Origin of the sequence: Agarivorans sp. DSG3-1, from assembly GCF_046774965.1 — a bacterium.
Taxonomy (GTDB): Bacteria; Pseudomonadota; Gammaproteobacteria; order Enterobacterales; family Celerinatantimonadaceae; genus Agarivorans.
In genome coordinates this window covers 4,131,086-4,155,406 of record NZ_CP177241.1, presented here as the reverse complement: position 1 = coordinate 4,155,406, position 24,321 = coordinate 4,131,086, and the positions used below count along the sequence as shown (strand labels likewise).

The window sequence follows — 24,321 nt, the reverse complement described above, 5'->3', positions numbered from 1 at the left end:
GTGGTTGAATTATTAGGCTTGATTGATATTTCATCTAAAGTAACAGCTGCCTTCTTCGGTTTAACGTAAATTTTGCTGTGTTATACTCTCGCCCGGTTATTAGTTGAGTGTAGGGATAAGCTCGTGTTTACGTCGAAACGTATAAAAATTCTATTTTCAATCTTCGCTTTTCTATCTATTAGCACTAGCGCTCAAGCTAATACATATGCTGGAGCCATTTTCTCGTATACCTCCGCAGAATACACCGCTGAAGGTTCTTCTAGTCAAGAAGGCAAACCGTGGGTCTTGCAAGCTCAAGTCGGCCATTACTTCAACGATTACTTAGCTGTAGAAGGTCGTTATGGTGTATCTACAGGGCGTTCAGGTGGTATATCAATCGACGGGCTGGCCTCACTATTGGTTAAGGGAAACATTCCGCTAACAGAGCAAATAGCTATGTACGGCTTACTGGGCGGCTCAAGCGCTAAACTCGATCAACAGAATGTCGGTTCTAGTACAGAATCTGGGATGAGTTTTGGTTTAGGTGGTCATTATGCCTTGAGTAAAAGTAGCGCCATCACTTTAGAGTATCTGAGTAGTTTGAACAGTGACAATGCAAAAATCGGTGGAGTGAATATGGCCTTTCAATATCGCTTTTAGTCCCTAAGGGCGCATGTGTTTAGCATAAGTGAACAGATAACATACATTTTGTTTATTAATTGGCTTTTAGAAGGCTGAATGCCAAATGTAAGTTTACGTAAAGATGCTATTTGAAGTATTATCGCACTTGTCATTAAGAACGATACAATAATCTAAAATTTTTGCTAAAAGAAAGAGAAGAATTCGGAATGAAATTTGGACTAAGACGTCTCATTGTTGTTTGCTTGTTAGGCTTATCTAATATTGTCGTCGCTATGAACCTTAGCCCAGATCAAATGCAAATGTTGAAGAATCTACCGGCTGACCAACAGGCTGCATTAGCTCGCCAGTATGGCGTAGATATTTCCCAATTTTCATCTGGTGGTGCTTCGCAAAATAAAGCCAATCAGGTGGTTACTCCTCAGCTTCCTCAAAAGCGTGACTTACAAGCTGAACAGCAGGCTCTAGCAGATAAAAATAGTGCTGGAGAAACTAAAGAATTACAGCGTTTTGGTTTAGATGTCTTTGCTACCCAGCCGACCACTTTTGCACCCCTAAACAATATCCCGGTTACCGACAATTATCGGCTTGGCCCTGGTGACTCTCTTAATGTTCAACTATTTGGTAAAGAAAACAGTACATTTGAATTTAGGGTTAATCGCCATGGTAGCATCAGTTTCCCAGAGTTAGGGCCTGTTTATGTAGCGGGTTTAACTTTTGATGAAGTAAAAGAATTACTTAGTCAGCAAGTCAAAGAAAAGAAGATTGGCGTTCGTAGCAATATCACTATGGGTGAGCTACGCACGGTAGAAGTATTTGTACTGGGTGATGCTTATCAACCTGGCAAGTATTTAGTGAGTTCTTTGTCTACCATTACCCATGCTCTTTATGCGAGTGGCGGTATTAATCAACAAGGCAGCCTACGTGATATTCGACTACTGCGTGATGGGCAGCTGATTAGCCGATTTGATGTTTACGACCTCCTTATCAAAGGTGACACCAGCAACGATTTACAACTGCGCAATGGCGATGTGATTTTCGTAGGCCCTCTCGGTGATACGGTAAGTGTAGAAGGCGAAGTGGTAAGGCCTGCCATTTACGAGCTTTCGGGTACTGAAAATGTAGATGGGCTAATCAAGCTAGCCGGCGGTTATACAACTAAGGCTTACAAAAAATCAGCGCGATTTGAGCGTATTACTCACGAAGGTTTAATTGACTTAGTAACACTGGATTTGAATGCTAAAGCGGATTTATCAAAAAACCTACAAAATGGTGATTTTTTAACGATTGAGCAAGTTGCAAAACGCACTCAAAACTATGTATCGATTAAAGGTAATGTAGCACGCGATGGCCGCTACCAGTGGCGTAAAGGACAGCGAATAGCTGACTTGTTTCCCAGTATTCACCGAAGCTTAAATAACAGTAGTGATTTAAATTATAGTTTGATTATCCGTAAAGCTGATGACCGAACTATTTCTGTACTTCAGGTAAACCTAGAACAAGCAATTACCGAAAAGCATTCAATTGATAATATTTTGTTAAAACCAGAAGATGAAATATTGGTATTTACCAAATATGATTTGGAGCTATTTAGTGAAGCCTTTCAAATTGGTGCGAAAGAAAAGGATCTACTCAGTGCTGATGCCGCAAGCTTTAATGCAAAAATGGAAAATGCAGAACAGGTAGCTAATCAAACTGTTGGCGCACAGCCAGTCGGCTTTGTACCAAACCAATCAGTAGCACAAAATCAAAATGTTCAACAACAAAATAGCCAGCAGCAAAACTCAAGTCTGCAGGTGCCTGGCGAGCAACCAAGCTCAGTGCAAGGTATGCAATCTAGAAGCAATCAACCAAAGGTTGAAACTGAAATAGAGCGAATTGCCAGAATTACCGATACCCCAGTAGAAGAAATAGAAAAGGTTCTTAATTCAACTCGCGAGAAATTATTAGCTCCAGTACTAATCATGTTGCAAGAACAGTCTAGTGCGAATAGAGAGTTAAATGTTGTAGAAGTGTTTGGTGAAGTTAAATTTCCAGGGATCTATCCCATCACTAATAAAAACACCCTTAAAGATCTTATTGAAGCAGCTGGCGGACTAAAAAATGGCGCTTATGCGCTGCATAGTGAGCTAACTCGAACTATTGTTCATGATGCAAATGCGGATGTCACCTTACTTCGTTTAGACTTAAACGATGTTCTTCAAAATAACCCAGAACAAAATTTGGTACTGCAAGCGCGAGACCGCCTAAATGTATTGGCTATTCCAAATCTTAGAAAACAACGAACCATTAGCTTACAGGGCGAAGTTAGATTCCCCGGCACGTATGTGATTAAACGAGGTGAAACACTTGGTGATTTGGTCGAACGTGCTGGTGGCTTAACCGAATATGCCCACCAAGACGGCGCTGTTTTCACTCGTGAGGCACTACGAGTAAGGGAACAAAAACAACTCGATTCTTACGCTGAAGGTATTCGCCAAGAAGTGGCTAAGAAAAGCCTACGCCAAAGCGGGCCGGGTAGTTTCACGTCGTCTTCTAGCCCAACAGAACAGCTTGAGCTAATTCAAGAGATGAGCGGAACCCAAGCGCTCGGTCGTATGGTTGTTGACCTACCTTCTATTCTTCTAAATGACTCTTCTAAAGATTTCATGTTAGAAGATCAAGATTTGCTTTACGTACCGCAGTACCGCAACACGGTAACTATAATGGGCGAAGTGCAAATTTCTACTTCGTACTTGTTGAATGACGAATATAACTTTAAAGATTATATAAACTTTGCTGGCGGAGCTAAAAAACAAGCTGACGAAGATCGAGTATTCGTAGTTAGAGCAAATGGTTCAGTGTATAAGCCAGAATCAGGCTTTTGGTTTAAAAATAATAAGCAACCTTTAGAGCCCGGTGACACAATCGTGGTACCTATCGATACAGATTACCGTGATGCGCTAAGTACTTGGACAGCCGCTACCCAGATTCTATATCAAATTGGTGTAGCGTATAACGCGATTAACAAGTAGCGCGGAACTAACTTCACATAAAGTATTAAATCAACAGAAATTTTTAGAGACTTATGACTCAACAAGTACAGCAACAACAAGCATATCAACCAGCTTATTTTGAAGCCGCTGAAGACGAAATCGATCTGCGCGAGCTGTTCTCGGTTATTTGGCGTGGAAAGTGGTTGATCATTGCTTGTACGGTGTTGTTTTCGTTCGCTGCTGTTATATACGCGATAAATCAACCTAATATCTATCGTGCGAGTGCGCTGTTAGCTGCATCTAATCAAGAAAGCAACAAATTGAGCGGTATGGCTTCTCAATTTGGTGGTTTGGCTTCACTGGCTGGGATTAACCTCGGCGGCGGTGGTGGAACTGACCAAACCACGCTAGCTATTGAAGTATTAAAGTCGCGGCAATTTTTTAGTGAATTTGTAACTAGATATGGTATCAAGGTTGATTTACTTGCTGCGAATGATTGGAATGCTGTAAGCGGCCAATTAGCCTATGATCCAGAAATCTACGATATTCATACAAGGAAATGGCTTAGAGAAGTAAAAGCACCAAAAAAAGCTGAACCTTCAATGCAAGAAAGTCATGGGGTGTTCATTGAAGAAGTGCTAAGTGTGGCTACAGATAAAGAGACCGGATTAATTACTATAGCGGCAGAGCATATTTCCCCAGTAGTTGCCCAACAATGGGTAACTTGGTTGATTAAAGACATAAATCAAGTCATGAGGCTGCGTTCTCAGCAAGAAACCACGGCTAATATAAGTTATCTAACCGAACAGTTAGGTAAAACTTCAGTCGCACAAATGCAAACCGTTTTTTACCAGCTTATCGAAGAACAAACCAAAACCTTAATGCTTGCTGAGGCTAATGGTGACTTTGTATTCAAAGTGGTCGACCCCGCCGTAGTCGCGGAGCAAAAAGTAAAACCCAAAAGAGCCTTAATTTGTGTATTGGGTTCTTTATTGGGCGGATTGTTGGGTGTGATGATTGTATTGGTACGCCATTTCGCAAAAGGAGGTGACAATGACTAGTTGTCGTCAATTTTTCATTGTCTACAGTGACAGTTTCTTATGAGTACTTTCATATTGTCTTTATTTGTTGCTTTTATCGGTACTTATAGTGCGATAAAGGTGCTAAAACCTATAGCTATTAAGCATGAGCTAGTTGATAAGCCTAATGAGCGTAAGCTTCATGTAGGCTCAATACCTCTAATAGGAGGTATTGCTGTTTATATAGGTTTTGTATTGTCTTTACTGATAATTGCCCAAGGTTATGATATTTCGTTCAAGTATTTTTTACTCGCTTCAGGTGGAATTCTGTTAGTAGGTATACTGGACGACAAGTACGATCTTAGCGTACGCCTGCGGATGTTCTGCCAAATAGTTGCAGCTAGTGTGATGATGTTTGCGAGTGGTGACCGTATAGAAAACTTAGGTAACTTATTGGTAATGGGTGATATTCATCTTGGTTGGGCGGCAGTTCCTTTTACCTATCTGGCAATAATGGGGGCTATAAATGCTTACAATATGGTAGATGGAATAGATGGCTTGGTAGGGGGAGTTACCTTCACTAGTATGTTATCCCTTTCATTGCTATTTATTATAGAAGGTTTTGTGCTTGAATCTTGGATTGCACTTTGCCTAGTTGTTGCGCTGATTCCGTACCTGATTTTTAACCTTAGCCGAGCAGATAATCCTAAGCGCACTAAAATATTTATGGGTGATGCAGGTTCAATGTTTGTAGGCTTGAGTGTAGTTTGGCTCTTGGCTATTGGCTCGCAAGGAGAAGCGCCCGCATTTAAACCAGTAACGGCCTTGTGGGTTATTGCTATTCCACTCATGGACATGGCTGGGGTAATGATTAGGCGAAAACGCAAAGGCTTATCCCCATTTAAACCTGATAGAGATCACCTACATCATATTTTTATGCGAGCAGGTTTTACCTCAAAGCAAACGTTAATGTGCATTACTTTATTAAGTTTTAGCATCTCTATGGTTGGAGTATTACTTAATTGTTTAAATACTCCGGATTGGCTGTCTTTTGGATTGTTTTTATTTATATTTATCGGATATTTAACTGCATTAAAGAATGTGTGGCGACTACTGAAAGCGTTCCGTAAGGTTAATGCTTTTAGAAGAATGCGGAGATTGAACCGAATTAAATTGTCTAGTTAGCTAATTATTTAAGAGCTATTTTAACTATTGGTTTATAGAGTATTATTGGTCGTTAAAACTTTTAGGTACGAGACAAAACTAGACAAGATTTTTAGTCGCACGTTTCAATAGCTTTGTCATAGAAAAATTATAAACTGTCATAAACTCTAGTTCACGAAATACGAAAGTTATGAGTTATCAAAGAGAAGATAATGGTTAAGAAAAAAATTCTTACGGTTTTTGGCACTCGTCCAGAAGCTATTAAAATGGCACCACTCGTCCACGCACTTTACATAGATGAACGTTATGATTCGAAGTGTTGTGTAACCGCACAGCATAGAGAAATGCTAGACCAAGTGCTTGAGTTGTTCGAACTAACGCCAGATTATGACCTGAATTTAATGAAAGCAGGCCAAACGCTCAATGATGTGACAGCTCGTATTGTTCAAGGGCTAAAACCTATCCTTCAAGAATTTAAGCCTGATGTTGTTTTAGTTCATGGGGATACAGCAACAACGTTTGCTGCGAGTTTAGCTGCTTACTATGAGCAAATCGCTGTGGGACACGTTGAAGCTGGTCTTCGTACCGGGAATATTTACTCGCCGTGGCCAGAAGAAGGTAATCGCCGATTAACGGGCGCGTTAACCCATTTCCACTTTGCGCCGACGACAACCTCACAAGAAAATCTTCAAAAAGAGAACTTTAATTCAGAAAATATTAGCGTTACTGGTAATACAGTGATTGACGCGTTGTTGATGGTAAAAAATAAAATAGATTCAGATAAAGACTTGAACGCAACTCTATCAGCTCAATTCCCATTTTTGGAAGAAAATAAGAAATTAGTTTTGGTTACTGGTCACCGTCGTGAAAGTTTCGGTAGCGGCTTCGAGCGTATCTGTAAAGCCTTAGCTTTTACTGCACAAAAGCACCCAGAAGCTCAAATTGTTTATCCTATGCATTTGAACCCTAATGTCCGCGAACCAGTTAACCGTATTCTTGCGTGTATTGAAAATATCCACCTTATTGAACCTCAACAGTATTTACCATTCATTTATTTAATGAGCCGTGCTCACATTATTTTAACTGACTCAGGTGGCATTCAAGAAGAGGCTCCTTCCTTAGGTAAACCAGTATTAGTTATGCGTGATACGACGGAGAGGCCTGAAGCAGTTGAAGCGGGTACTGTAAAGTTGGTTGGTACAGATGTGGAAACGATAACAAGCAATCTAAGCGAGTTGTTATTGGATAAAAAAGCTTATCAAGCGATGAGCTTTGCCCATAACCCTTATGGTGATGGTAAAGCGTGCCAACGAATTCTAGATGTTCTAGCAAAATAATTTGACGAGAAGTATATATGTCTTTCGAAACAGTATCCGTTATAGGTCTAGGCTACATTGGTCTGCCAACGGCAGCAATGTTTGCATCACGTAAAAAACGAGTAGTTGGTGTTGATGTTAATCAATATGCTGTCGACACTATCAACCAAGGAAAGATTCATATCGTAGAGCCTGAGCTCGATATGATCGTAAACGCCGCAGTAACTGAAGGCTATCTAAAAGCGGTGATTACCCCTGAAGCAGCTGATGCGTTTCTCATTGCTGTTCCAACCCCTTTCTTACCTTGTAAAGAAGGTGAAGTTCCAGCACCCGATCTTTCTTATATTGAGGCTGCGAGTAAAGCAATTGCTCCTGTCTTAAAGAAACGTGACCTAGTTATATTAGAATCGACTTCACCAGTTGGTGCAACAGAGAAAATGGCCGATTGGTTAGCTAAAGCTCGCTCTGACCTTACGTTCCCGCAGACTCATGGTGAAGACGCAGATATTAACATTGCCCACTGTCCTGAACGTGTACTGCCAGGCCATGTGGTGCGTGAGTTGGTTGAAAATGATCGTGTTATTGGTGGTCTTACGCCTAAATGCTCACAGCGGTCTGTAGAGTTATATCAAACATTTGTTCAAGGTGAATGTGTCATCACTAATGCACGAACGGCAGAAATGGCGAAACTGACTGAAAACAGCTCACGTGATGTTCAAATTGCGTTTGCAAATGAACTTTCAGTTATCTGTTATAAGTTGGATATCAATGTGTGGGAATTGATTGCATTAGCCAATCGTCATCCCCGTGTAAATATTCTTCAACCAGGCCCTGGTGTCGGTGGCCACTGTATTGCTGTTGACCCATGGTTTATTGTTTCAAAAACACCAGATGAAGCTAGGATTATTCATACAGCACGAAAGGTTAATGACAGCAAGCCAGGTTGGGTTGTAGGTCAAACTAAAATGGCCATTGCAGATTTCTTGCAAGAAAACCCTGAAAAGACCGTAAAGGATATTGCCATTGCGTGTTATGGCTTAGCTTTTAAACCTGACATTGATGACTTGCGAGAAAGCCCAGCTATGCAAATAGTGGAAGAAATCGCTTCTTTACATGCGGGTAGCGTGATCGCAGTTGAACCTAATATACATCAACTGCCAAGTTCATTGGAGCAACTTGAGCTTCAGAGTTTTGATGTTGCAAAATCGATGGCTGATATTCACGTATTACTCGTTGATCACAAAGAATTTAAAGTTGATTCAGTGAACTCGCCATATTTAGTCGATACCAAAGGAATTTGGCAATGAATGCTATTTTATCTTTAATTGGTCGTAGCGAGGCTTTGTTCACACAAGATATTGAACAAAATGAAGTTGAGTTGGCGCGTATTGTTTCTGAATCTAGTTTTCTTGTACTAGGTGGTGCCGGTTCTATTGGTCAAGCTGTTACTAAGGAAATCTTTAAACGCAAACCTAAGAAACTGCATGTTGTTGATATCAGTGAAAATAATATGGTTGAACTGGTTCGTGATATTCGTAGTTCATTTGGTTACATTGATGGTGATTTTCAGACATTTGCTCTAGATATTGGTTCGCTCGAGTACGATGCGTTTATCAAAGCAGATGGCACGTTTGATTATGTATTAAACTTGTCAGCACTTAAGCATGTTAGAAGCGAAAAAGATCCTTATACATTGATGCGTATGATCGATGTAAATATTTTTAATACCGATAAAACTATTCAACAGTCCATTGATGCTGGTGCAAAAAAATACTTTTGCGTTTCTACCGATAAAGCTGCAAATCCGGTCAATATGATGGGGGCATCAAAGCGCATTATGGAAATGTTCCTAATGCGTAAAAGTGAACAAATGGCAATCTCAACAGCGCGTTTTGCGAATGTTGCATTCTCTGATGGTTCATTGTTGCATGGGTTCAATCAACGTATTCAAAAGCGACAACCAATAGTGGCTCCTAATGATATCAAGCGTTATTTCGTTACACCTCAAGAGTCAGGTGAACTTTGCTTAATGTCATGTATCTTTGGTGAGAATCGCGACATTTTCTTCCCTAAGTTGAGCGATGCTCTTCACCTAATTTCGTTTGCTGATATTGCCGTAAAGTACTTAGAACAACTTGGCTATCAGCCTCATCTGTGTGATACAGAAGAAGAAGCTCGCCAATTGGCTCACATACTTCCTGAGCAAGGGAAGTGGCCTTGTTTGTTTACTGTTAGTGATACAACGGGCGAGAAAGATTTTGAAGAGTTTTTCACGGATAAAGAAGAGTTGGACATGTCTCGATTTACTAATCTAGGCATTATTAAAAATGACCCTCTGTATGAGCAAGAGCAACTTTCTTTGTTTGAAAACAGTATTTCAGAGATGAAAGGAGAGCGAGCTTGGACCAAGGAACAAATTGTAAAACTCTTTTTTACAATGATACCTGATTTTGGGCACAAAGAAACCGGTAAATACCTCGACAGTAAGATGTAAGCGGAGTAAGTAATGAAAGCGACATCTATTGTTGAATTTGTTAGAGACACCTACAAAACGGACGAATTCATTCCGCTGCACGCACCAACATTTAATGGCAACGAAAAAGCCTACGTAACGGAAACAATTGATAGTACCTTTGTTTCTAGCGTCGGCAAGTTTGTTGATGATTTTGAGCGAAAGATTGAAGCGTATACAGGTACCGCTAAAGCAGTAGCAACCGTCAATGGCACTGCGGCATTACATGCGGCTTTGTACATGGCTGATGTTCAGCGAGGAGATCTTGTTATAACACAAGCTCTGACATTCGTTGCAACTTGTAATGCCCTTTATCATATGGGGGCCAAACCGATTTTTGTGGATGTTTCTCCAGTAAGCTTGGGGCTTTGCCCTAAAGCGGTGGAAGCATTCTTAAGCGAGCATGCCGAGATAACCGAAGCGGGTTGTATTCATAAACACACAGGCAAACGTATTAAAGCTGTTGTCCCTATGCATACTTTTGGTCACCCTGTAGAGCTCGATGAGCTGGTTGCAGTTTGCTTAAAATGGGATCTTGTTTTAGTCGAAGATGCTGCAGAAAGCCTAGGGTCTTTTTATAAGGGTAAGCACACCGGTACGATTGGTGATGTGAGTGCAGTCAGCTTCAATGGCAACAAAATCATTACCACTGGCGGTGGCGGTATGGTTCTATGTAAAACTCAAGAATTAGGAGTACGAACCAAGCATGTCACTACGACAGCGAAAGTTCCTCATCCTTATGAGTTTTTGCATGATGAGCCAGGTTTTAACTATCGCATGCCAAATCTGAATGCCGCACTTGGTTGTGCGCAGATAGAAGTGATTGAGCAATATCTTGTACAGAAACGCTCTCTTGCTCATCAATATATGAGTTTATTTGAAGGGACTGACATTAAGTATGTTGTCGAACCAAAGTATGCTAAATCCAACTATTGGTTGAATGCCATTATTTGTCCTGATGTTGAACTGCGCGAACAATTACTACAAGAAACGAATGCTGCTGGTGTCATGACTCGCCCAATTTGGAAGTTAATGCATCGTTTACCAATGTTTGAAAATGCCATGTGTGGCGATCTAACTCAATCTGAGTTTCTTGAAGCGCATTTGATTAACCTACCCAGTACTCCAATAGAGACAAAGTAAGATGAAAAAAATAGCAGTTTTTACGGGTACTCGCGCAGAGTATGGGCTCTTGTACTGGATCATCAAAGGCCTGTATGAGTCTTCACTAGCTGAGCTCCAACTTTATGTAGGAGGAATGCACTTGTCTCCTGAGTTTGGTAAAACTATCGAGCAAATTGAAGCTGACGGCTTCCCTGTCACAGAGAAACTTGAGTTTTTGTTATCTTCTGACACGCCTGTTGGAATTGCAAAGTCAATGGGGCTAGCAATTATAGGTGCAGCAGACTCTTTGGATAGAACAAAGCCAGATCTGTTAGTCGTATTGGGAGACCGGTTTGAGTCAATGGCGATTTGTCAGGCTGCAATGGTTGCTCAAGTACCTATTGCCCATATTCATGGCGGAGAAACTACCGAGGGGCTCATTGATGAGGCTGTTCGTCATTCCATCACCAAAATGTCTCATTTACATTTTGCCGCAACAGAAGAGTATAGACAGCGTATAGTACAATTAGGCGAAAATCCGTTAAACACTTTTAATGTCGGTGCTCCCGGAATTGATAGTATAAAATCGCTAAACCTATTGTCTCGTGAAGAGCTAACAGCTTCTATTAGCTTTGATGTTACCGATTGTCCATATATGGTTGTAACCTATCATCCTGTAACGCTTAGTCGTGATGGTGCGGTCGAAGACCTAAAGCAGTTACTCATTGCATTACGTCAATACCCCGAACACAAATTCTTAATTACATATCCCAATGCAGACACTCATGGGCGAGCTCTGATCTCTCTTTTGGAAACATTTTCTAATGAAATGGTGGGAAGAGTTTTACTTATTCAATCGCTTGGGCAATTGAGATATCTGAGTGCGCTTAAATATTGTGACTTGGTTATAGGTAACTCTTCTAGTGGACTCATTGAGGTTCCAACATTTAAGGTACCCACCATTAATATTGGTAAACGTCAAAAGGGGCGATTGGCTGGCGATACAGTGATTAGTTGTGAAGGAGATGAGAATTCTATTTTGAGTGCTATAGATCAAGCGTTGAGTCATTCGTTTAAAGAAAAATGTCTTATGTCTAGTAATCCTTATGGTCAAGGGGATAGTTCAGACAAAATTCTTAGCACGATTCTTAATGTAAACTTGGATGGTTTAGTCTTTAAATCATTTTATGACATTAAATAGAGGCAACATGCGAGCTGGTTTTATTGGTTGTGTAGATTCGAGTCGAGCTGCATTAAAGACGTTATTAGGGATTAAAGGATTAACTGTATCTGCGGTTGTCACAAGGCAACAATCTGCCGTGAATGCTGACTTTTGTGATTTAACAGATCTCTGTAATAATCACGAAATACCTTTTCATCTTGAGGACCCTCAAGCGCGAGATGTTTCAGTGGATTTTTTGGAAGGGTTTGAACTTGATGTCATATTTTGTATCGGTTGGAGCTATTTATTGGATGCACAGATGCTCGCTTTACCCAAACAAGGTGTTATTGGTTTTCATCCTGCTTGTTTACCCAGCAATAGGGGCCGTCATCCGATTATTTGGGCGCTAGCTTTAGGGTTGAAAGAAACTGCATCGACATTCTTTTTAATGGATGAAGGGGCCGACTCAGGGCCTGTTGTTAATCAAATCTTGGTTCCGATTGATGATTCAGATAACGCAACAAGTTTGTATGATAAAATTCTTCAGGTTTCGCAAATCCAATTATCTCAACTGGGCTCTGACTTAGTTACTGGAACATTGATTTCTATCGCGCAAGATCATAGTCAAGCGACATACTGGCGTAAAAGAAGTCGAAGTGATGGAACTCTTGACTTTAGAATGAGCGCAACTTCAATCCATAATTTAGTTAGAGCGCTTGCATCACCCTACCCAGGAGCGGAGTTTATTTTTAACGATAAATACATTTGTGTTAAAAGTAGCCGTATATCATCAGAAGACTATCTTCCGAATATTGAGCCTGGCAAAGTACTTCTTAAAAAAGGTTATGATTTGTTGGTGAAAACATCAGGGAGTGAAGCTGTTTGGTTATTAGGCTTAGAAGAAAATGATATAGCTATTGGTGAGTATTTATGAATACTGCATTGATTGTTGCCCCTCATGCTGATGATGAAACGTTAGGTTGTGGTGGAACGATTCTGAAGTTAGTTGAGCAAGGTTATCAAGTGCATTGGTTACTTGTTACTGGTATGACAAGAAGTACAGGTTATTCTGATGCCCAGATTACTGCCAGAAAAGCAGAGATTCAGGAAGCCTCCACTGCATATGGTTTTACTGCTACCCACGAGCTTAAACTGCCTCCCGCAAGGTTAGATATGTTGCCTAAAGGCGACATAATAGGTCCTATTTGCAAGGTGGTTGCTGAGGTTAAGCCTTCACTTGTTTTTACTGTGTATCGTAATGATGCACACAGTGATCATGAAATTGTATTTGATGCTGTGATGTCTGCAACAAAGTCTTTCCGTTATCCATTTGTTAAAAAGGTCTTGGCGTATGAAACAATGTCGGAAACAGATTTTGGAATGAAGCCGGAAGATGGAGGGTTTAGGCCGAATGTCTTTTTTGATATCAGTGGTTATCTAAATAAAAAGCTCGATATCTTGGATATTTTTGAATCTGAAGTCCATGATTTTCCATTTCCTAGATCAAGAACTGCGCTTGAAGCATTGGCGAGAGTTAGAGGAGTTCAATGTAACTCAGAAGCAGCAGAGGCCTTTATGTTAATTAAGGAAATTGTATGACACTCATTATTGCAGAAGCTGGTGTAAACCATAATGGTGATGAAAGGCTAGCGTTTGAACTTGTAGATGCAGCGTACGAGTCAGGTTCGGATGTTGTTAAATTTCAAACGTTTAAAGCTAAGAGATTGGTTACTGAAGAAGCAAAACAAGCCGATTATCAAGTTGTAAATACCCAAAAGCAGGAATCTCAGTTAGCGATGCTTAGTCGCTTGGAATTGTCATATGAAGCTCATCATAAATTAGTAGCGCATTGTAATTCACTCGGTATTGAGTTTTTGTCAACGGCATTTGATTCTGAGAGTCTAGATTTTTTAGTCAATGACTTAGGTTTGAAGCGGTTAAAACTTCCATCGGGTGAACTGACTAATGCCCCTCTAGTTTTAGAGCATGCTCGAACAGGGTGTGATCTTATCATTTCTACTGGAATGGCGACACTTTCAGAAATAGAGACCGCTCTTGGAGTGATTGCTTTTGGCTACATAACCGATGAAAAAGCACAACCTTCCATGTTAGCTTTCCAAGAAGCTTACGCATCAGAAACAGGTCAAAAAGCCCTAAAGGACAAAGTAACAATTCTTCATTGTACGACGGAATATCCTGCTCCGATGGAAGAAATAAATCTGAGAGCAATGGATACACTAGGCCGAGCATTTGATTTGGCGGCGGGATATTCGGATCATAGTGAAGGCATAACGATTCCAATCGCAGCAGTTGCTCTTGGAGCGGTATTAATAGAAAAGCACTTTACGTTAGATAAAAATATGGAAGGCCCAGATCACAAGGCATCTCTTGAGCCGCAAGAGCTTGAAGCGATGGTAAAAGCAATTCGCCAAATCGAAGTTGCTTTAGGCTCCTGCGTTAAAAAACCTAGTATATCTGAAGTTAAAAATAAGGCTGTAGTGAGAAAAAGCTTAGTTGCAGCAACGGATATTAAAGAAGGTGAAGAGTTAACAGAATCTAGTCTGACAATTAAGCGTCCAGGTTCAGGTTTGTCTCCTTATCTTTACTGGGATTTGATTGGACACGAAGCGAGCAAAAGCTACAAAGCCGGAGAGCTGATCATTGAGAGATGAGCTTATGCTTCCTATTGTAATGATTGGTGGAGGTGGACATGCCTCCGTTCTTGCTGAAATACTGCTTACGCAGGGAAGAGAAATACTTGTAGTGATAAGTCCTGAAGATGTCAGTCAACGTTCTATGTTTAAAGGAATTACCATCCTTGAAAAGGACGAAGATATTCTGAGGTTTGACAAAGATAAGATTCTTTTGGTCAACGGTATTGGAATGATGCCCAAATCCGGCTTTAAGAAAAAAATTAATGAATATTTTCTCTCATTAGGTTATCAATTTGAGACTGTCATCGCTGACAGTGCATTCGTTTCACCTTTTTCTAAAATTGAAATTGGTGCTCAGATTTTACCTATGGCGATGATTCAGACTGGGGCTACAGTGGGGAGCCACAGTATAATCAATACGGGCGCTTTGGTTGAGCACGATTGTAAAATAGGTACTTATAACCATATCGCTCCTAAAGCAACGTTGTGTGGTCAAGTCGAGACAAAAGACAATGTCTATATTGGAGCAGGCTCTACCGTTATCCAAGGGATATCTATTGGCAGTGGTGCGATTGTGGGTGCTGGTGTTAGTCTCGCTCAGTCTTTAGAAGAAAATACCATTGCATATCCTGCTAGAGCAGTAATTAAAACAAATTTTTAGAAATAAAAGGTGAAATATGAGTCATTGTTGGCAAAAAACGCTGATATCTGAATCAAGTACGATCAAGCAGGCACTCGAAATCATCAACAGCGAAGCATTGCGTGTCGTTGTAGTTGTTGATCAAGATAAAAAGCTTCTAGGCATGGTTACTGATGGCGATATTCGACGTGGCTTATTAAATGACCTGATGTTAACGGACACTGTTGCCAAGGTGATGAATCCCAAACCCATTACGGCTGAAATAGCGACTTCAAAAGAGCAGTTGGTACAGTTAATGGAAGATGAACAGATTTTATCAATACCGTTGCTTGATGATAGTGGTAAAATTGTTGGTCTTGAAACTCTTCATAGTGCTTTAAGCAAAGATACATACGAGAATCCAGTTTTCATTATGGCAGGTGGTTTTGGGACACGTTTACGACCACTGACAGATAATTGTCCTAAACCTATGCTTAAAGTTGGTGATAGACCTATTTTAGAAACAGTACTCATTAGCTTTATTAAAGCTGGTTTCCACAACTTCTATATTTCAACTCACTATATGCCTGAACAAATTCACAATCATTTTGGTGATGGTAGTGACTTGGGAGTCAGCATTTCATATGTACATGAAGATATTCCCCTAGGTACTTGTGGTGCGCTTGGTTTGCTACCTGAAGATATGTCGAGAGATATGCCATTGATTATGATCAATGGCGATGTGTTAACTAAAGTAGATTTTCAGCGTTTGCTAAGCTTCCATATAGAAAATGATGCGGATGCTACCATGTGTGTTCGAGAGTACGACTACCAAATCCCCTATGGTGTTGTTAACGGGGACGGCATCCAAATCACCAGCATGGTAGAAAAACCAGTTCAACGTTTTTTTGTTAACGCTGGTATCTATGTAGTATCTCCGCGAGTGATTCAATCAGTAGAAAAGAATCAGAAAATTGACATGCCTACGTTGCTCGAACAACACATGGAAGAGCGACAAAAAGTACTAATGTTCCCTATCCACGAATATTGGCTTGATATTGGTCGTATGGATGACTTCAATAGGGCGCAAGTTGATATATATAACCTAGGCATTTAAATATGATGAAAAACAAAAGAGTAGTTGCAGTTATCCCAGCGAGGGCTGGTAGTAAATCGGTTATCGATAAAAATATTAAGCTACTTGCCGGTAAACCTTTAATTGCTTGGCCTATCGATATAGCAAAGAAATCCCGCTATATCGACCGAGTTATAGTGTCAACTGATGGGGAGAAGATTGCGGCAACAGCGAAGGCATACGGGGCCGAAGTTTACATCAGACCAGACCATCTTGCTCAAGACAATTCTTTAGTTATTGATTGTTTGAGAGAGTTGATAGCGAGGCTGAAATCTGAAGGAGAGCAGGCAACGATGCTTGTTTTACTAGAGCCAACATCTCCTCTTAGAAGTTTGGAAGATGTGGACCGAATAATTGAGAAACTGTTATCTCACGATTCAGCAGCGACTTTTTGTGAGGCTGAGTTGAACCCTCATCGAGCATGGAAGATTGAGGGAGGCAGTGTTGAGCCATTCATTGAGGGGGCTATACCATGGCTGCCTCGTCAAAAACTGCCAAAAGCTTATCAGTTGAATGGCGCTGTATATGGCTTCCATATGGATAAGTTGCCGTTAGAAGGTACATCAATACTTTTTGGTGAAATTGCTGCAGTTACCATGCCTCAAGAACGTTCAATTGATATTGACAACATAACTCATTTTGCTATAGCAGAAGAAATTATAAAGGGTATAAGCAATGATTAAGCTAAATAATTTATTTGATTTGAAGGGCAAGACAGCCCTCGTTACTGGTGGTGCGGGATTGCTTGGCGGTGAAATTGCTGATGCTTTGGCCGAACTTGGGGCTAATATCATTATTGCAAGCCGTAACCAAGAGGCCTGCGAAGCAAAATGTGAGCAATTGGAATCAGAGTTTTCAGAGATAAAAACGAAAGCACTTTTTATTGACTTGACTGATAAAAAAAGCATTTTAGAGTGCGTAGAGCAATCAGAGTCTGAATTTGGTCGCATTGATATATTGGTTACTTGCGCATGGTCTGGCAGAAAGAATAGCTGGGAAACTATCAATGATGAAGACTGGGACCACGACATTGAAGTATGTTTGAATGGAGTATATAGACTGATTAAGGTTGCTACGAAACCACTCAAGCGTACCAATGGAGTCGTGTTAAATATTGGCTCTATGTACGGACACGTTGCACCTGATTACAGGCTTTATGAAGGTGTTCCTCAAGCTAACCCACCAAGTTATGGTGCAGCTAAAGCAGGTGTAATCCAGTTAACTAAGTACTTAGGTAGTTTTTTAGCTAAAGATAATATAAGAGTAAATTGTATTAGCCCTGGTCCATTCCCATTTGAGCATGTGATAGATCAATTCCCTGAATTTAAGCAGCGCTTATGTGATAAAAACCCAATGGGCCGTATAGGGAAAGCTCATGAAATTAAGGGGGCTGCGGCTTTTCTTTGCAGTGATGCATCATCGTACATGACAGGGCAAAATATCTGCGTAGATGGTGGGTGGGCAATATGGTAAAAATAGGGTTGTTAGGTTTTAGTGATAATAATGGGCACCCGTATTCCTTCTCAGCGATACTGAACGGATATAATAAAGATCGTTTTAAGGAAACTGAGTGGTTAGGAATACTTGGCTATTTGCAAAAAAGAAGCGTAGAGGACTTTTGTTCTTTCGACGCAAAAATCACTCATGTGTGGTGTCAAGATCATCGTCGTGCGGAAGATATTTCAGCCTGTTGTTACATTGACAATGTGGTTTTTGATTATGTTGATATGATCGGTTATGTTGATGCCGTAATTATTGCTAGGGATGATTATGAAAATCACAAAGCAATGGCTGAACCTTTCCTTAATGCAGGTATTCCAGTGATGATCGATAAGCCTCTGACACTGGACGAAAGTGAGCTTAAGTGGTTTATGAGTTATTACGATAGGGGACTTCTTTATTCGTGCTCTGGTTTACGTTTTTGCAAAGAACTTGACTTAATTAGAGAAAACCTAGCTGAGTTTGGGCGCATTAAGCTAGTAAAGGCATCAGTTGTAAATCACTGGGATAAGTACGGTGTTCACATGTTGGATGCCACACTTGGAATCTGGGACGAACGAATAGAAACCGTAAGTTGCGAGACTCAATCTGGAATAGATACTTATACCCTAGTTTATTCTAATGGAATGGTATTGCAAATAAATACTCTTGGGCCTGAGTGTTTTTCGTTTTCGTATGAAGTTATTGGTGAAAAAAAATCTTATCATACAAATATAAGCGATAATTTTAGTGCTTTTAAAAGAATGTTAGGGGGCTTTGTTGAGCAAGTTAATAATGGTACGCCCTATCTAAAATCTAAGTCTGTTGAAAGGTCCATTAGTGTCATGATTGCGGGAGAAAAAGCTAAAGCTCAACAGTCGACAGTAAAGGTATACAATGACTAATTTTGTAAATTCTAAGGTAATTGTTTTTGGCTCCAACGGTGTTTTAGGTTCTACTCTAGTCCAATCAATTTTGGACAAAGGAGGGCAAGTTATAGCTGTAGATAACTTCACTCCAGAATCTGAGCTTCAATCTCAAGAGATACCTCTTAACAATATTGAAAGGGTTAATTTAGATGTGACCAATGAATCTAATATTATCTCGTTTTTTAATTCTTTAGAAGGCGGTATTATTGGAGCGGTAAATTGTACTTACCCTAGGAATAAAAGCTATGGAACTCATTTTCTAGATGTGTCGTTGGACAGTTTTAATGAAAATATAGCTTTGCATTTAGGTAGTTCTTTTTTGATTTCTCAGCAATGCGTTAAGTACAACCTTAAGTATAATGAAAAGTTTTCTCTCGTAAATATATCTTCTGTTTATGGTATTATCGCTCCTCGATTTAGTATATATGACCATACAAATATGACTATGCCAGTGGAGTATTCAGCTATAAAGTCTGCGCTGATTCACTTAAATAAATATGTATCTAAGTATGTAAAAAACAGTTGTTTTAGAGTCAATAGTGTGAGCCCAGGTGGTATTTTAAATGGTCAACCTAATGAGTTTTGCGATTCCTATAAGGAATATACCAATGGGAAAGGTATGTTAGATGCGAAAGATGTTGTTGGGGCCGTTATCTTCCTATTATCTGAGGACTCTAACTATATAACCGGTCAAAACATTGTAGTTGATGATGGTTTTTCTTTATGAATAAAAAAAGTGTGCTGATTGTACCATCAAATGATGCTTCTTTAAGTGAGCTTATAAAGTTTTCCTCTTTGGCTGAAGGGAGAAGTTTTGAGCCGGTATTCTATATTCCTTTTGCAACTAATTTTGTAAAAGTAATTGAAGGGAAAGGCTGGGAAATTATTTATAACAAAAATAAAAATGGTAAAAATTCTCAGGTCAAAAGCTGGCTTAAATATGTAGCGAAGAATTTTTTTGACAACACTAATTTAGGTGTGTTCGTTCAAACTCACTTACTCAAAAATACATTGTCAAAGTCACTAGTGGAAAATATAAAGAGGCAGTCTGACTTAATTGGCAATATCATCGTAGAAAAAAAAATAAGCACGTGTTTGCTCGCCACGGATCGAAGTGTTGGAGCAGAGGCTGCCGTAGCATACTTTTCCAAAAACTATGACTTAAAAAAAATAGTAGTTTCTTTTGCATACTCCGCAGACTATGTTTCCTCGTATAAACTTAGAAATAGCAAAATTTATCTAGCTCGATACAAAGGTTGTCAAGATAATGAATATGTTGACAGTTCCCTTGGCAGAAAGCTGTTTTTTAGACCATATGAACAAAAAGCCTTATCGATGTTAGGATTATTCCCAAAAAAACCTTGGGTCCTTGGTGGAGGATATTCTGATCTAATGATAGTCGATAGTCTTCGAGAGAAAAATCGATTGGTCGATCTTGGTGGTCAAACTGATAAATATGTGGTTACCGGAACTTCATCTCATGATCACTTGTATGAAGCGTATAATCAAAAAGAAAAACTAAAAAAGTCTGTTAATAGTGACTATTTTAACGAAGAAAGGCAACTGTTGATAATATCTCTTCCTCAGTATTATGAGCATGGACTTTGCAGTAAAGTTAAACACTTTGCCATAATAGACTCTATGCTATCTGAAGTTACTTCTTTAGGGTACAACATTTTAGTGTCGTTACACCCTAAAATGGATCCGCAAAATTATAAGTACTTGGAAACTAAGTTCGATTTGTCTATTGCCACTCAGGAGTTGTCTAAAATAATAGCCGCTGCCGATATGTTTCTTGCGACTTACTCTTCAACTATAACTTGGGCATTAATGTGCCGGGTGCCTGTTGTAATATTTGACTACATCGCACTAGACTACGATGATTTTTATAGCGAGTTTTCGATTCCTATAGGTAAAACGAATGAGGACGTTATTGAACACCTCAAAAATTCTAATTGTATTCTCAAACCAGAGTTTGACAGAAAAATAGCAATGTTATCTCCTTTTGATGGAAATTGCTTTGAACGAGTACTAGGTTCAATCAGTGAATAAGTCACTAGTCAATTTATCTAGTTTAGTCGCAGTCGGTTTTCTTCCTTACTTTATTAGCTTTTTCTCTCTGCCTATATATAGTAAATACTTATCGAAAGAAGAGTTCGGTATCATTGGCATTTCTATGGCAAGTATATTGATTGCAAGTACTTGGTCCAACTTTCAATTGCCGGGCGCACTATCAAGAATGTATTTCGATTACAAGGGACTTGATAGAGATAGATATATATCTACGGTGGTAAATAGCAGTTTTTTATTGACTGGTCTTTTTTCAGCTTTATATTTTTTTCTTAGTGATGATATATCTGGCCTGATCTTTAGTTCTGATGTCGACAGTAGAGTTATTCATGTATCAATTTTTGTACTTCTTTTTAATTCATCACATTTAACTCTAGAGCGAATTCTAATAAATAAAAAGCAAGGTGGGAAAATTCTTCTTAGAGGAATAGTTTGCCAGAGTCTTTCTGTTTGTTTAGGCCTTTTTCTAGTAGTGGAAATGGAGCGAGGAGTTCTTGGTTTCCTTTGGTCTCAAGCATTTTATTTTTTTTCTATGTCTGTTTTTTCTCTGGTTTTATTACGACGTCATTATATTTTTTGTCTGAAATTTAGTTATTTTTATGAATCTGTCACATATTCTTTTCCTCTTATTTTTCATGCCCTAGGTGCTGTTGTTTTTATGTATGCTGGGACATTTTTTATTGAGACATACCTAAGTTTGACTTTGTTGGGAGTTTTCTTCATTGCAGAAAAGTTTTCTCAGTTAGTTAAAGCTTTAGTCAATTCTATTAATAATGTAATCATGCCAAAGTATAATCAAATATCCGTTACCAATACCTTGAAAGGGAATGATTTTCTTGAAAAAATCATTCCTATTTGGTTAGCAGTATTCGTTCCAATAATCGTTCTTTATGTTTTTCTAGCGGATAAATTTATAGAGACGTATATGAAGGGAGAGTTTGACGGAGTGTTTAATATACTCCTTATTATTTGTTTATCGTATTTGTTTCGAGGTCTTTATTGTTTCGTAACTGCACCTTTGTTTTTTCATAAGGAGACAAAGGTTATTCCAAAAATCACTATGATGACGGGTTTTTTATCTTTAATCTTCAATTGGGTTCTTGTTCCTTTTTGGGGTCTTATAGGAGCTGCAGCTTCAATTTTTTTGTCTTTTTTAACTTCATTTATATTAGCTCGATTTTTTTCTAAGGATGTATATAGCGTAACAATAAAAATTCATCCTAGACTCATGATGATGTCAGCTTTTTTATTTCTATCTCCTATGTTTGTTCTATATGAAAGAAGCTTCTGGGTTTTCTCTTTAGGAAGTTTAATTATTATTCTTTCAGGGGGATGGGGGCTGTATAGGTTTGATATTTGGAATGTTAAAAGTTTTATTTTTGGTTTAAGGGAACATGATGAAAGATAACAAAGTTTTGATAATAGCAGAGGTAGGTCAGGCTCATGAAGGAAGTTTGGGTATACTGCACTCATATATAGATGCTGTAGCAACCACTGGTGCCGACGCTATTAAGTTTCAGACTCACATCGCAGAAGCTGAAAGCAGTGAGCTTGAACCATTTCGTGTGAATTTCTCGTACGAAGATAATTCTCGATTCGACTATTGGAAAAGAATGTCTTTTAGTTTAGAGCATTGGAAAAATATAAAGGCTCACTGTGATGAAGTGAATTTGGAGTTCATTAGCTCCCCATTTTCTGTAGCTGCAGTCAATTTGCTCGAAGAAGTTGGAGTTAGCCGCTACAAGATAGGATCTGGAGAGGTTACTAACAAGCTCATGCTTGACGCGATAAGTAAAACCGGAAAAGAAGTGATACTGTCCAGTGGGATGAGCAATACGGTGGAACTCAAAGACACTGTGGACTTTCTAAAATCTCGAGGAACTAAGTATTCAATATTGCAGTGCACAACCAAGTACCCTACAACCCCCCAGGACGTTGGCCTAAATGTGATTCAAGATTTAGCTGCTGAATTCGATGTCAAGTCAGGATTATCAGATCACTCTGGAACTATTTACCCAAGTCTAGCAGCAGTGGCAATAGGAGCAAAAGTGTTAGAGGTTCATGTTGTTTTCGACAAGATGATGTTCGGTCCTGATACTAGCTCATCTCTTACGATAGACGAGTTAAGGAGTCTGTGCAGGGGGGTACGAGATATCTCTATGATGCTCGATTCTCCAGTAAATAAAGGCTTACATAAAGTTGATGACGGCTTAAAAACTATATTTGGTAAGTCGCTAGCCGTTAATAAACCTTTAAGTAAAGGTCATGTCTTAGAGTTAAAAGATTTGGAATCAAAAAAGCCAGGCAATGTAGGAGTACCAGCCGCTCACTATGAAACTGTCTTGGGTAAAACACTATTAAGAAACTTGAAATGCTGGGACTTTCTTAGCTTGGATGATATTAAATGAAAACTAAAATAAAAGTATGTGTTGTTGTTGCTAGTAGAGCTAATTACGGAAGGGTGAAGTACCTTCTGAAGGCTATTAAAGAGAATGTTGACTTAGAGTTACAGATAATTGTAGGTGCGTCGCTATTAATTGATCGTTACGGTAAGGCAGTAAATGTTATAAAAGAAGACGGTTTTGTTCCTAATAAAGAAATATACTACATTGTAGAAGGTGAAAACCTTTTAACCCAAGCCAAGTCTACAGGTTTAGGGGTTATCGAGCTGTCTACAGCTCTAGAGCAGCTAGACCCTGATTTTGTCGTATCAGTAGCAGATCGATACGAAACTATGGCTACAGCAATCGCTTCAACCTATTTAAATATACCTTTGATTCATATTCAAGGAGGAGAAGTAAGCGGGAATATCGATGATAGAGTTAGGCATGCGATTTCGAAGCTGGCCGACTTTCATTTTGTAGCCACTGAGCAAAGTAAAGTCAGGCTGATTAAAATGGGGGAAATGCCTAGCAGCGTTTTTAATTTTGGCTGTCCAGCTATGGATGTTATAGCGCATGCAGAAAAATCTATTTCCAATCAGGATATGTCTAAATACGGAGGCGTGGGTGTAGATGTTGATTGGGAACGTCCTTATATATTGATGATTCAACATCCCGTGACAACTAGCTATGGTAATGGCTTTTATCAAGTTAATGAAACACTTAAGGCTTTGAAAAAATTCCAAGAATATCAAAAAATAGTTTTATGGCCAAATTCCGATGCGGGAGGCGAGGATGTATCTAAAGGTATTAGGACTTTTCGTGAGAAACACATGGAAGATAACTTCCATTTTTACAAAAACTTTTCAGCCGAAGATTTTATTCGCGTTCTAAATAACGCGGCATGTGCTGTTGGTAATTCTTCATCGTTCTTGCGAGAAGGTGCTTTTCTTGGTACTCCATCAGTTGCTGTCGGCGATAGGCAGAACAAAAGGGAGCACGGCAAGAATGTGATTTTTACTGATTACGACGAGGCCAATATTATTGATTGTATTTCTAAACAGTTAGGACACGGGAAGTATGAGTCTAGCGATGTTTTCGGTATTGGAAACGCTGGAAAGTTGATATCTAACCAAATTCTAAGCTTAACCCCTTCACTATTAAAACCAATTACTTATTAGGCA

At 39.4% G+C, this 24,321-nt stretch carries 22 protein-coding genes; all 22 read left to right on the top strand.

The annotated features are described in order from the left end of the window. Positions 1 to 123: 123 nt before the first annotated feature. The 22 genes from ACLD71_RS19265 (at position 124) to neuC (ACLD71_RS19160) (ending at position 24,318) form a co-directional block, all read left to right on the top strand. Positions 124 to 639: an outer membrane beta-barrel protein gene (locus ACLD71_RS19265; protein ID WP_303514353.1), complete on the top strand. Its 516-nt coding sequence runs from the start codon at positions 124 to 126 to the stop codon at positions 637 to 639. Positions 640 to 827: 188 nt separating this feature from the next. Beyond that, a complete protein-coding gene (locus ACLD71_RS19260) occupies positions 828 to 3,632 on the top strand; it encodes an SLBB domain-containing protein (protein WP_411991698.1) in 2,805 nt (934 codons plus the stop codon). 53 nt (positions 3,633 to 3,685) lie between these two features. Beyond that, positions 3,686 to 4,654 carry a Wzz/FepE/Etk N-terminal domain-containing protein gene (locus ACLD71_RS19255; RefSeq protein ID WP_303552983.1) on the top strand — a complete coding sequence of 323 codons (969 nt, stop codon included), beginning with the start codon at positions 3,686 to 3,688 and terminating at the stop codon, positions 4,652 to 4,654. A 39-nt stretch (positions 4,655 to 4,693) separates the two neighbouring features. Next, entirely contained in the window at positions 4,694 to 5,797 is a 1,104-nt protein-coding gene (wecA, locus tag ACLD71_RS19250; protein WP_303552984.1) for a UDP-N-acetylglucosamine--undecaprenyl-phosphate N-acetylglucosaminephosphotransferase, read from the top strand. A gap of 191 nt (positions 5,798 to 5,988) precedes the next feature. Then, positions 5,989 to 7,113 (top strand): non-hydrolyzing UDP-N-acetylglucosamine 2-epimerase, encoded by a 1,125-nt coding sequence (gene wecB, locus ACLD71_RS19245; protein WP_303552985.1) that lies wholly within the window; start codon positions 5,989 to 5,991, stop codon positions 7,111 to 7,113. A 17-nt stretch (positions 7,114 to 7,130) separates the two neighbouring features. Then, the gene (gene wecC, locus ACLD71_RS19240; protein WP_411991697.1) at positions 7,131 to 8,399 is read left to right on the top strand and encodes a UDP-N-acetyl-D-mannosamine dehydrogenase; all 1,269 of its coding nucleotides are present in this window, start codon (positions 7,131 to 7,133) and stop codon (positions 8,397 to 8,399) included. Then, the gene (locus ACLD71_RS19235; protein ID WP_411991696.1) at positions 8,396 to 9,586 is read left to right on the top strand and encodes a UDP-N-acetylglucosamine 4,6-dehydratase; all 1,191 of its coding nucleotides are present in this window, start codon (positions 8,396 to 8,398) and stop codon (positions 9,584 to 9,586) included. Before wecC ends, ACLD71_RS19235 begins: the two co-directional genes overlap by 4 nt. Positions 9,587 to 9,598: 12 nt before the next feature. Next, entirely contained in the window at positions 9,599 to 10,747 is a 1,149-nt protein-coding gene (locus ACLD71_RS19230) for a LegC family aminotransferase (RefSeq protein WP_411991695.1), read from the top strand. 1 nt (position 10,748) lies between these two features. After that, positions 10,749 to 11,909 carry a UDP-N-acetylglucosamine 2-epimerase gene (gene neuC, locus ACLD71_RS19225; RefSeq protein ID WP_411991694.1) on the top strand — a complete coding sequence of 387 codons (1,161 nt, stop codon included), beginning with the start codon at positions 10,749 to 10,751 and terminating at the stop codon, positions 11,907 to 11,909. A gap of 7 nt (positions 11,910 to 11,916) precedes the next feature. Next, positions 11,917 to 12,804, top strand: a complete 888-nt coding sequence (locus ACLD71_RS19220; protein WP_411991693.1) for a formyltransferase family protein — start codon at positions 11,917 to 11,919, stop codon at positions 12,802 to 12,804. Beyond that, a complete protein-coding gene (locus ACLD71_RS19215) occupies positions 12,801 to 13,469 on the top strand; it encodes a PIG-L deacetylase family protein (protein ID WP_411991692.1) in 669 nt (222 codons plus the stop codon). The genes ACLD71_RS19220 and ACLD71_RS19215 overlap by 4 nt, the downstream gene beginning before the upstream one ends. After that, on the top strand, positions 13,466 to 14,542 hold the full coding sequence (neuB, locus tag ACLD71_RS19210) for an N-acetylneuraminate synthase (protein ID WP_411991691.1): 1,077 nt from the start codon (positions 13,466 to 13,468) through the stop codon (positions 14,540 to 14,542). The genes ACLD71_RS19215 and neuB overlap by 4 nt, the downstream gene beginning before the upstream one ends. Positions 14,543 to 14,546: 4 nt before the next feature. Beyond that, positions 14,547 to 15,185, top strand: coding sequence for an acetyltransferase (locus ACLD71_RS19205; RefSeq protein ID WP_411991690.1), 639 nt, complete (start codon positions 14,547 to 14,549; stop codon positions 15,183 to 15,185). Between the two features lie 16 nt (positions 15,186 to 15,201). Then, positions 15,202 to 16,260, top strand: coding sequence for a nucleotidyltransferase family protein (locus ACLD71_RS19200; RefSeq protein WP_303552992.1), 1,059 nt, complete (start codon positions 15,202 to 15,204; stop codon positions 16,258 to 16,260). 2 nt (positions 16,261 to 16,262) lie between these two features. Next, positions 16,263 to 16,961 (top strand): cytidylyltransferase domain-containing protein, encoded by a 699-nt coding sequence (locus tag ACLD71_RS19195; protein WP_411991689.1) that lies wholly within the window; start codon positions 16,263 to 16,265, stop codon positions 16,959 to 16,961. Further along, entirely contained in the window at positions 16,954 to 17,751 is a 798-nt protein-coding gene (locus ACLD71_RS19190) for an SDR family NAD(P)-dependent oxidoreductase (RefSeq protein ID WP_303552994.1), read from the top strand. Before ACLD71_RS19195 ends, ACLD71_RS19190 begins: the two co-directional genes overlap by 8 nt. Beyond that, positions 17,745 to 18,662 (top strand): Gfo/Idh/MocA family protein, encoded by a 918-nt coding sequence (locus tag ACLD71_RS19185; RefSeq protein ID WP_303552995.1) that lies wholly within the window; start codon positions 17,745 to 17,747, stop codon positions 18,660 to 18,662. Before ACLD71_RS19190 ends, ACLD71_RS19185 begins: the two co-directional genes overlap by 7 nt. Further along, a complete protein-coding gene (locus ACLD71_RS19180; protein ID WP_411991688.1) occupies positions 18,655 to 19,413 on the top strand; it encodes an oxidoreductase in 759 nt (252 codons plus the stop codon). Before ACLD71_RS19185 ends, ACLD71_RS19180 begins: the two co-directional genes overlap by 8 nt. Then, the gene (locus tag ACLD71_RS19175; protein ID WP_411991687.1) at positions 19,410 to 20,738 is read left to right on the top strand and encodes a hypothetical protein; all 1,329 of its coding nucleotides are present in this window, start codon (positions 19,410 to 19,412) and stop codon (positions 20,736 to 20,738) included. Before ACLD71_RS19180 ends, ACLD71_RS19175 begins: the two co-directional genes overlap by 4 nt. Further along, positions 20,731 to 22,164, top strand: coding sequence for a lipopolysaccharide biosynthesis protein (locus ACLD71_RS19170; RefSeq protein ID WP_411991686.1), 1,434 nt, complete (start codon positions 20,731 to 20,733; stop codon positions 22,162 to 22,164). Before ACLD71_RS19175 ends, ACLD71_RS19170 begins: the two co-directional genes overlap by 8 nt. After that, positions 22,151 to 23,164 (top strand): N-acetylneuraminate synthase family protein, encoded by a 1,014-nt coding sequence (locus ACLD71_RS19165; RefSeq protein ID WP_303552999.1) that lies wholly within the window; start codon positions 22,151 to 22,153, stop codon positions 23,162 to 23,164. Before ACLD71_RS19170 ends, ACLD71_RS19165 begins: the two co-directional genes overlap by 14 nt. Further along, positions 23,161 to 24,318: a UDP-N-acetylglucosamine 2-epimerase gene (neuC, locus tag ACLD71_RS19160; protein ID WP_303553000.1), complete on the top strand. Its 1,158-nt coding sequence runs from the start codon at positions 23,161 to 23,163 to the stop codon at positions 24,316 to 24,318. The genes ACLD71_RS19165 and neuC (ACLD71_RS19160) overlap by 4 nt, the downstream gene beginning before the upstream one ends. Positions 24,319 to 24,321 lie beyond the last annotated feature (3 nt).

Excerpts from the sequence above, each read along its gene's own strand:
- ACLD71_RS19220 (WP_411991693.1), top strand. The coding sequence starts at position 11,917 with ATGCGAGCTGGTTTTATTGGTTGTGTAGATTCGAGTCGAGCTGCATTA.
- ACLD71_RS19185 (WP_303552995.1), top strand. The coding sequence starts at position 17,745 with ATGGTAAAAATAGGGTTGTTAGGTTTTAGTGATAATAATGGGCACCCG.
- ACLD71_RS19200 (WP_303552992.1), top strand. The coding sequence starts at position 15,202 with ATGAGTCATTGTTGGCAAAAAACGCTGATATCTGAATCAAGTACGATC.
- wecC (WP_411991697.1), top strand. The coding sequence starts at position 7,131 with ATGTCTTTCGAAACAGTATCCGTTATAGGTCTAGGCTACATTGGTCTG.
- neuC (WP_411991694.1), top strand. The coding sequence starts at position 10,749 with ATGAAAAAAATAGCAGTTTTTACGGGTACTCGCGCAGAGTATGGGCTC.
- ACLD71_RS19215 (WP_411991692.1), top strand. The coding sequence starts at position 12,801 with ATGAATACTGCATTGATTGTTGCCCCTCATGCTGATGATGAAACGTTA.
- ACLD71_RS19165 (WP_303552999.1), top strand. The coding sequence starts at position 22,151 with ATGATGAAAGATAACAAAGTTTTGATAATAGCAGAGGTAGGTCAGGCT.
- ACLD71_RS19230 (WP_411991695.1), top strand. The coding sequence starts at position 9,599 with ATGAAAGCGACATCTATTGTTGAATTTGTTAGAGACACCTACAAAACG.
- ACLD71_RS19260 (WP_411991698.1), top strand. The coding sequence starts at position 828 with ATGAAATTTGGACTAAGACGTCTCATTGTTGTTTGCTTGTTAGGCTTA.
- neuC (WP_303553000.1), top strand. The coding sequence starts at position 23,161 with ATGAAAACTAAAATAAAAGTATGTGTTGTTGTTGCTAGTAGAGCTAAT.
- ACLD71_RS19205 (WP_411991690.1), top strand. The coding sequence starts at position 14,547 with ATGCTTCCTATTGTAATGATTGGTGGAGGTGGACATGCCTCCGTTCTT.
- ACLD71_RS19195 (WP_411991689.1), top strand. The coding sequence starts at position 16,263 with ATGATGAAAAACAAAAGAGTAGTTGCAGTTATCCCAGCGAGGGCTGGT.
- ACLD71_RS19190 (WP_303552994.1), top strand. The coding sequence starts at position 16,954 with ATGATTAAGCTAAATAATTTATTTGATTTGAAGGGCAAGACAGCCCTC.
- neuB (WP_411991691.1), top strand. The coding sequence starts at position 13,466 with ATGACACTCATTATTGCAGAAGCTGGTGTAAACCATAATGGTGATGAA.
- ACLD71_RS19175 (WP_411991687.1), top strand. The coding sequence starts at position 19,410 with ATGAATAAAAAAAGTGTGCTGATTGTACCATCAAATGATGCTTCTTTA.
- ACLD71_RS19255 (WP_303552983.1), top strand. The coding sequence starts at position 3,686 with ATGACTCAACAAGTACAGCAACAACAAGCATATCAACCAGCTTATTTT.
- ACLD71_RS19180 (WP_411991688.1), top strand. The coding sequence starts at position 18,655 with ATGACTAATTTTGTAAATTCTAAGGTAATTGTTTTTGGCTCCAACGGT.
- wecA (WP_303552984.1), top strand. The coding sequence starts at position 4,694 with ATGAGTACTTTCATATTGTCTTTATTTGTTGCTTTTATCGGTACTTAT.
- wecB (WP_303552985.1), top strand. The coding sequence starts at position 5,989 with ATGGTTAAGAAAAAAATTCTTACGGTTTTTGGCACTCGTCCAGAAGCT.
- ACLD71_RS19235 (WP_411991696.1), top strand. The coding sequence starts at position 8,396 with ATGAATGCTATTTTATCTTTAATTGGTCGTAGCGAGGCTTTGTTCACA.